A 7,523-nucleotide genomic window follows, 5' to 3' on the forward strand; every position below is an offset into this window, starting at 1 on the left:
GAAGGACGGGGCCCGATGTCCTTCGGCTTGTTTCAGCGAGAACAACGCAGCCTTTTCGGTGAACTGCTGGACTGGATGCTCACGCCGCTGCTGCTGCTGTGGCCGCTTTCGCTGGCGTTGACGTGGTTCGTGGCCCAGGGCATCGCGAGCAAACCCTTCGACCGGGCGCTCGAGTTCAATCTTCAGGTGCTCACGCGGCTGGTCGTGCTGGAAGACGAGCGCGTCACCTTCAAGCTCGATGCGCAGGCGCGCGATCTGCTGCGCGCCGACACCGGCGACCTCGTGTACTACCAGGTGCTCGACCCGCGTGGCGAGCTGATCAGCGGCGAGATCGACTTTCCGCCTCCGCGCGACGAGGCGCTGCCCGAGCCTGGCCGCGTGCTGTTGCGCGACGACATGCTGCGCGGTGACGAAGTGCGTGTGGCCTACACCTGGCTTGCGCGCAACGACAGCCAGCGACTGGTGCTCATGCAGATGGCCGAGACCAAGGGCAAGCGCTCGACCCTGGCCACCGAAATCATCAAGGGCGTGATGGTGCCGCAGTTCGTCATCCTGCCGCTCGCGGTGTTGCTGGTGTGGCTGGCGCTGGTTCGCGGCATCCGTCCGCTCAACGACCTCGAGCAGCGCATCCGCGCGCGCAAGCCCGACGATCTGAGCCCGATCGAGGACTCGTTTGTGCCCCAGGAGGTGGCGCCACTGGTCTCGTCGATCAACGACCTGCTCAGCCGGCTGAAAACCTCCCTGACGACGCAGAAGCGATTTCTGGCCGATGCGGCACACCAGCTCAAGACCCCCCTGGCAGGCCTGCGCATGCAGGCCGAGTTGGCGCAGCGAGAAATAGACCCGGTGGAGATCCGCGGGTCGCTGCAACAGATTGCCCGCTCCAGCACGCGCGCCACCCACACCGTCAATCAGTTGCTCGCGCTGGCACGCGCCGAGACCACCGGCCGATCGCTGCCCAACGAAAGCGTGGAGCTCTCCCGCCTGGTGCGTGAGGTGGTGCAGGAATCGGTGCCGCGCGCGCTGGAACACGACATCGACCTCGGCTTCGAGGGGCCGGACCACACCCCCGAGAACTGCCTGATCGACGGCAACCCCACGCTGTTGCAGGAGATGGTGCGCAACCTGGTGGACAACGCCATCAACTACACCGGGCGCGGCGGCGTGGTCACGGTGCGGGTGTTGCTCGATCGCTTCAGTGGCGTGCAGGTGCTGCAGGTGGAAGACAACGGTCCCGGTATTCCGGAGAGCGAACGCACCTTCGTGCTGCAACCGTTCTACCGCGCCTTGGGCACCAACGTGGATGGTTCCGGCCTGGGTCTGGCCATCGTGCAGGAGATCGCGCAGCAGCACGGCGCCACGGTGAGCATGGAAGATGCCCATCCGGAACGCAGCCCGCGCGGGCTGCGCGCCTCGGTGCGCTTCACGCCGCTGCGGCCAGCGGTCCAGGAATGAGGCTCAGGCCGCTGCGGGCTTGTAGACGTTGAGTTGCAGACGCTCGCGCTCGATGGCGCGGGCCACCTCAGGCAAAGCGGCAAAACGCTGCACCAGCCCCCACGTGGCGGGCAGGCTGGTGGGGTCGATGCCGGCATAGCCACCCCAGCGCAGCAGGGTCAGCGCGTAGGCGTCCAGCGCGCCAGGACGCTCGCCCATGAACCACGGCGAGGCCTTCTCGGCCAGTGCCTCGATCTCGCCCAGCAGGCTGCGGTAGGACTGAGCGGCAAACGCCCGAACGCCGGCCTTCACGGTTTCGTCGTCGCTGAATTTCTCGGGCATGAACACATGGGTGAAGGTCGGATGCACGGTGTTGTTCATCCAGGCCAGCGTCTGCAAAGCGCGCGTGCGCGCGGGGCCCGGCGCGGGCAGGATGCCGGCCTCTGGAAACCTGGCGTCCAGGTGCAGCACGATCGCGACGATCTGGGTGATCACCTCGCCATCGTCCACCAGCACGGGCACCTGGCCACGCGGGTTGACCGCCAGGTATTCCGGGCTGCGCTGCTCATTTTTGTGCAGCTTGACCATGGACGGCTCGAACACTGCGCCAGCCAGTTCCAGCATCGAATGCGGCACGAACGAACAGGCGCCCGGCGCAAAAAACAGTTTCAGACTCATGCGGAAGTTCCTCTTGAAAAATCAGCTCAGGTGCTGACCGACGATGCCGGCGATCTCGAACATCGTCACCTGGTCCTTGCCGAACACCGGGCGCAACTTGGCGTCGGCATTCACGCGGCGTTTGTCTTTGGCGTCCTGGAGCCCGTTGGCCTTGATGTAGTCCCACAACTTCTTCACCACCTCGGGGCGAGAGACTGCACCTTCGCCAATCACGGCGGCCAATGCTGAACTGGGCTGTTTGCCGGTCGCGGTCGTGGTTTTGCGCGGGGCCTTGGTGGCTGCGGCCTTTTTCGCCGGCGCCTTCTTGGCGGGAGCCGCTTTTGCGGCGGCCTTCCTGGCAGGGGCGGCCTTGGCTGGGGCGCCCGCCGCTGTCTTGCGCGGGGGGAACTTGGAAGGTGCGAACTCGAAATTGACCTTGCCGGCTTCCTTGTCCCAGGCCAGGAAGGCCTTGAAGGCGCGGCGCGTGCGCATGGAGACAAACTTGTCGAGCAGGTCGGTCTTGCCGGTTTCGAGCAGCTTGCTCATCTGCTCGCGGGCCACGGGCTGCTGCAGGATGATCTTGCCGCTCTTGAAATCGCAAGTGGGCGTGGGCTGGGCCAGCGTGGGCACGGCACGCTCACACACGTAGTTGCTCCCGTGCTCATGCACGGCACCGCCGCATTTGGGGCACCGGCCCAGCGATTCGCTGCCGGTGAAGTCGACCAGCTCGCCGGTTTCTTCGCCCTTCTTGTCGTCACCGAAGTCGAACTCCAGTTTCCAGTTCTTGTCGTCTTCGTTGTACTTGATGACGATCTCGGCCACGAAGGGCCAGCCGGCTTTGGAACGGAAACCCTCGAGCGGCCCGATCTTCTTGTCGCGCAACAGTTGTTCGGCCTCTTCGGGCTCAAAGGTGCGGCCTGCCGGTGATTTGCCAAACGAGAAACCGCAGCCCTCGCTGTTGCCATCGGAACCGGTGCAGGTGTAGCGGCGGTAGTTTTCCTTCACCACGCCACCGCAATTCGGGCAGGCGGTGGACAGTGTGGCGTAGTTGCCCGGAATGGTGTCGCGGTCGTATTCCTTGGCCTTCTTCACCATGCGCTCGGTCATGGCGGCAATCTCGCCCATGAAGGCGGCGCGGCTAAGTTTGCCGTGCTCCATCTGCGCGAGTTTGTATTCCCATTCGCCGGTCAGCTCAGCCTTGGAGAGTTCTTCCACGCCCAGGCCACGCAGCAGCGTCATGAGCTGAAACGCTTTGGCGGTGGGGATGATCTCGCGGCCTTCCCGGAACATGTATTTCTCGGTCAGAAGACCTTCGATGATGGCCGCACGCGTCGCTGGCGTGCCCAGGCCCTTTTCCTGCATGGCCTCGCGCAGTTCGTCGTCGTCCACCAGCTTGCCCGCGCCTTCCATGGCACCGAGCAGGGTCGCTTCTGAATAGCGTGCGGGCGGCTTGGTCTTCAGACCCTTGGGGTCCACCGACTCGGTGCGCACGGTCTCACCCTCGCGCACCGGCACCAGGTTCTGGCCCTTGTCGCCTTCCTTGGCATCGGTCACGTCCTCGGCCGCTTCCTTGCCGTACACGGCCATCCAGCCCGGCTTGACCAGCACCTTGCCCTCGGTCTTGAAGTGATGCCCGACCGCACTCGTGATGCGCGTCGTGACGGTGAATTCGGCACTGGGGAAAAACACCGCGAGAAAACGGCGCACCACCAGGTCGTAGAGCTTCTGCTCCGCCTCGCTCAGGCCACTGGGCGCCTGCAGCGTGGGGATGATGGCAAAGTGGTCCGACACCTTGCTGTTGTCGAAGATGCGCTTGCTCGGGCGAATGTAGTTGTTGTCGATGGCCGTCTTCGCATGCGGCGCCAGGTGCTTCATGCCGCTGCCGGCCAGCATCTCGAATGTTTGCTTGACCGTGGGCAGATAGTCCTCGGGCAGGGCGCGCGAATCGGTGCGGGGATAGGTCAGCGCCTTGTGGCGTTCGTACAGGCTCTGGGCGAGCTGCAAGGTGGTCTTGGCCGAGAAGCCAAAGCGGCCGTTGGCCTCGCGCTGCAGGCTGGTCAGGTCGTACAGAAGGCCACTGGCCTGCGTGGTGGGCTTGCTCTCTTCCTTGACGCTCGCGGCCTTGCCACGCACCGCCTCGGCAATGGCCAGCGCCTCGCGCTGGTTCCAGACGCGGTCGGCGCGCAACTCGGCGTCGGCGTCGTCGCCGGTGGGCTTCTTGAAGTTGGGGTCGAACCACTTGCCCGGGTATTCGCCGGCCTCGGCCAGGAAGCTGGCGTGGATTTCCCAGTAGTCGCGGCTTCTGTGCGCGCGGATCTTCTCTTCCCGCTCCACCACGATGGACAGCGTGGGCGTCTGCACCCGGCCGACCGTGGTGAGGAAAAAGCCGCCGTCGCGCGAGTTGAAAGCGGTCATGGCGCGCGTGCCGTTGATGCCCACCATCCAGTCGGCCTCGGAACGGCTGCGCGCGGCGTCGGCCAGGCCCAGCATCTGTTCATTGGTGCGCAGGTGTTCGAAGCCCTCCCGGATCGCGGCCGGCGTCATGGATTGCAGCCACAGGCGCTGCACCGGTTTGCCCAGGCCCTGGTAGCTGCCGTTCTTGAGACCCCCGGCGTACTGCTCGATCAGGCGAAAGATCAGCTCGCCCTCGCGGCCCGCGTCGCAGGCGTTGATCAGGCGCGTCACGTCCTTGCGCTTGACCAGCCTGACCACCGCCGACAGGCGCGACTTGGTCTTGTCGATCGGCTTGAGCTCGAAGTAGGGCGGCAGGACCGGTAGGTGGGCAAAGCTCCACTTGCCACGCTTGACGTCGAATTCCTCGGGCGCGGCAATCTCCACCAGATGACCCACGGCAGACGTCACGACATACTGGTCGTTCTCGAAGTGGTCATCGTGCTTGTCGAATTTGCCCGCCACCGGGGTCAGCGCTCGCACGATGTCTTGGGCCACGGATGGCTTCTCGGCAATCACCAGGGTTTTCATCTCTACAATCGGCTTTCCACGCGCGTGTACACGCGCACATGGGCACGCGCACACTCGCGCGCACCTGCATGAAACAACCTTACCAAATATTTCGGCCGTGAAGAAAAGCCCCCGCCAGACGCCGCCGCGCTCCAAATCTTCTGTGCCCGCCAAGGCCGTCACGCCTGCCAGCCGCCGCATCCAGACGCGGCGCTCGGGTGTACACGGCAAGGGCGTGTACGCGGTCGTCGAACTGGCTGAAGGCGAGGCGCTGATCGAATACGTAGGCGAGATCATCACCTGGGACGAAGCCCTGCGTCGCCATCCGCACGACCCCAGTGACCCGAACCACACCTTCTATTTCCATGTCGATGAAGCGCATGTGATTGACGCCAAAGTCGGCGGCAACTCGGCGCGCTGGATCAACCACAGCTGCGATCCGAACTGCGAGGCCGATGTGGAAGACGGTCGCGTGTTCATCAAGGCGCTGCGCAACATTGCGGCCGGTGAGGAACTCTTCTATGACTACGGCCTCGTGATCGACGAGCCTTACACCCCCAAGCTCAAGGCCGAATACCCCTGCTGGTGCGGCGCGAAGAAATGTCGTGGCACGCTGCTCGCGCCCAAGCGCGCAGGGCGGGCCTCGAAGCTCGGCTGAACATGGCCACCCCAACGCTCCGCCGCTTCGCGGGTCGATGCCCCCCGAGAGGGCTGATCCGTCTTGGGGCGACCCGGCGGCGGATCGTTCTGCCTCATGTCTGACCTGCTCGCGCATGTGGAATCGGTGTGGCAGAACGTCGTGCCCGTGCTGCCCGGCTTCACCGTCGAGGTGCTGCCAACCATCGACTCCACCAACAGCGAACTGATGCGTCGCGCGCGCGCCGGCCTGATGGAGCCGGTGCTGCTGGTGGCAGAAGAACAGACGGCCGGGCGAGGCCGCGTCGGCAAGGCATGGCACAGCCGACGTGGCCAGTCGCTCACCTTCTCGCTGGCGCTGCCGATGGCGCCGGTCAGCTGGTCGGGCCTGTCGCTGGCGGTGGGTGTGAGCCTGGCGAACAGCCTGCACCCGGACGTGCGCCTGAAATGGCCCAACGACCTCTGGTTGCACGAGCGCAAGCTCGGCGGCATTCTGGTGGAGACCGCCAGCACCGGCGAAGCGCCGCACGGCGCGCGCATGGTGGTGATCGGCGTCGGACTGAACGTGGCGCGGCCGGATGCCGAAGCGGTGGCCCGCCTAAGTGACGCGCACGGGGCACTGCCCACGATGGCGCCAGCGGGGCTCGCCGAGATCCTGGTGGGCGTGACCGCTGGCGAGGTGCTTGCTCGGGTGGCGCCCGCCCTGGCGCAAGACCTGCAGGGTTTTGAGAGCCAGGGCTTCGCGGCCTTCGGCCAGCGCTTTGCCCAGCGCGATGCCCTCCAGGGCCGCAGCGTGCAACTCTCCGATGGCACCCGCGGCACCGCCTGCGGAGTCGGTGAAGACGGCGCATTGCGGGTGCTGACCGAGCAGGGCATGCGCAACATCACCAGCGCGGAAGTGAGTGTGCGCCCATGCTGAAATGGACCATCTGGATTCTGGCAATGGCCAACGCTGGGTACTTCGCCTGGACGCAGGGATACCTGAATGGATTGGGCATGGCGCCCCAGGAGCAGCGCGAGCCCCGGCGCATGCAGGAACAGGTCAAACCAGAGCTGCTGCGTCTGCTCAACGGACCTCGCGCTTCGGCAGAACCTGTGGCCGCCCCTGTCGTTGCCGCGCCCGCTGAGCCCGCGCCCGCCGCGCCGGTGGCCGCACTCCCGGCCCCCGCTGCTCCGCCCGTGCCAGCCCCGCCGCCTTTGCCCGAAGGCACGGGCCCGCGCGCCTGCTGGCAAGCCACCGGCTTCACCGAATCCCAGACGGAACTGCTGCGGGCCGAGCTTGCACTGCTGGGCCTTTCGTCCAGCCGCTGGCAACTCAACGAGGTGCGCAGCGCAGGGCGCTGGATCGTGTACATGGGGCGCTACGACAACGAGGCCCAGCTCGATCGCAAGAAGGCCGAGCTGCGCGCCATCGGTGTGAGTTTCCGGGAAGTCTCCGCCAACGGCCTGGCACCAGGGCTCGCCCTGGGCACCTACTCCAGTGAAGCAGCCGCGCAACAAGCCCTGGAGCAGTCCGAGCGCGGTGGCGTGCGCACCGCCAAAGTGGCGCAGGAACGCGCCGAATCGGTGAGCTTCACCCTGCGGTTGCCTGCCATCACCGCGACCCAGCGCGCCGCTGTCGATGGCCTGGGCGATGCCATGGCTGGCAAGACGCTGCGGCCTTGTAACTAGGCCCCCACGCTCCGCCGCTGCGCGGGTCGCTGCCCCCCGAGGGGGCTGGGCCTGCCTTGGGGGCGGCCCGGCGGCTGGCCCTGGCCCCCACGCTCCGCCGCTGCGCGGGTCGCTGCCCCCCGAGGGGGCTGGGCCTGCCTTGGGGGCGGCCCGGCGGCTGGCCC

The 7,523-nt window shown here is 66.2% G+C and carries 6 protein-coding genes; 4 read left to right on the forward strand and 2 right to left on the reverse strand.

The genetic code is table 11. The features are described 5' to 3' along the window. Nucleotides 1–15: 15 nt before the first annotated feature. Nucleotides 16–1,455 (forward strand): sensor histidine kinase N-terminal domain-containing protein, encoded by a 1,440-nt coding sequence (locus tag AB7F11_RS06645; RefSeq protein ID WP_428291472.1) that lies wholly within the window; start codon nt 16–18, stop codon nt 1,453–1,455. Nucleotides 1,456–1,458: 3 nt separating this feature from the next. Here AB7F11_RS06645 and AB7F11_RS06650 read toward each other — a convergent pair whose 3' ends face one another. Beyond that, nucleotides 1,459–2,112, reverse strand: a complete 654-nt coding sequence (locus tag AB7F11_RS06650) for a glutathione S-transferase family protein (protein WP_428291471.1) — start codon at nt 2,110–2,112, stop codon at nt 1,459–1,461. A 21-nt stretch (nt 2,113–2,133) separates the two neighbouring features. Then, a complete protein-coding gene (locus tag AB7F11_RS06655) occupies nt 2,134–5,073 on the reverse strand; it encodes a DNA topoisomerase III (protein WP_428291470.1) in 2,940 nt (979 codons plus the stop codon). Nucleotides 5,074–5,215: 142 nt separating this feature from the next. Here AB7F11_RS06655 and AB7F11_RS06660 point away from each other — a divergent pair, with 142 nt between their 5' ends. The 3 genes from AB7F11_RS06660 to AB7F11_RS06670 all read left to right on the forward strand — a co-directional run bounded on the left by AB7F11_RS06660 (nt 5,216) and on the right by AB7F11_RS06670 (nt 7,359). Continuing rightward, nucleotides 5,216–5,710 carry an SET domain-containing protein gene (locus AB7F11_RS06660; protein ID WP_428291480.1) on the forward strand — a complete coding sequence of 165 codons (495 nt, stop codon included), beginning with the start codon at nt 5,216–5,218 and terminating at the stop codon, nt 5,708–5,710. Between the two features lie 96 nt (nt 5,711–5,806). After that, nucleotides 5,807–6,607: a biotin--[acetyl-CoA-carboxylase] ligase gene (locus AB7F11_RS06665; protein ID WP_428291469.1), complete on the forward strand. Its 801-nt coding sequence runs from the start codon at nt 5,807–5,809 to the stop codon at nt 6,605–6,607. After that, nucleotides 6,601–7,359 (forward strand): SPOR domain-containing protein, encoded by a 759-nt coding sequence (locus AB7F11_RS06670; RefSeq protein ID WP_428291468.1) that lies wholly within the window; start codon nt 6,601–6,603, stop codon nt 7,357–7,359. The genes AB7F11_RS06665 and AB7F11_RS06670 overlap by 7 nt, the downstream gene beginning before the upstream one ends. The last annotated feature ends 164 nt before the right edge of the window (nt 7,360–7,523 follow it).

Source organism: Hydrogenophaga sp., from assembly GCF_050250835.1.
Lineage (GTDB): Bacteria > Pseudomonadota > Gammaproteobacteria > Burkholderiales > Burkholderiaceae_C > Hydrogenophaga.

Excerpts from the sequence above, each read along its gene's own strand:
- AB7F11_RS06650 (WP_428291471.1), bottom strand. The coding sequence starts at position 2,112 with ATGAGTCTGAAACTGTTTTTTGCGCCGGGCGCCTGTTCGTTCGTGCCG.
- AB7F11_RS06665 (WP_428291469.1), top strand. The coding sequence starts at position 5,807 with ATGTCTGACCTGCTCGCGCATGTGGAATCGGTGTGGCAGAACGTCGTG.
- AB7F11_RS06670 (WP_428291468.1), top strand. The coding sequence starts at position 6,601 with ATGCTGAAATGGACCATCTGGATTCTGGCAATGGCCAACGCTGGGTAC.
- AB7F11_RS06655 (WP_428291470.1), bottom strand. The coding sequence starts at position 5,073 with ATGAAAACCCTGGTGATTGCCGAGAAGCCATCCGTGGCCCAAGACATC.
- AB7F11_RS06645 (WP_428291472.1), top strand. The coding sequence starts at position 16 with ATGTCCTTCGGCTTGTTTCAGCGAGAACAACGCAGCCTTTTCGGTGAA.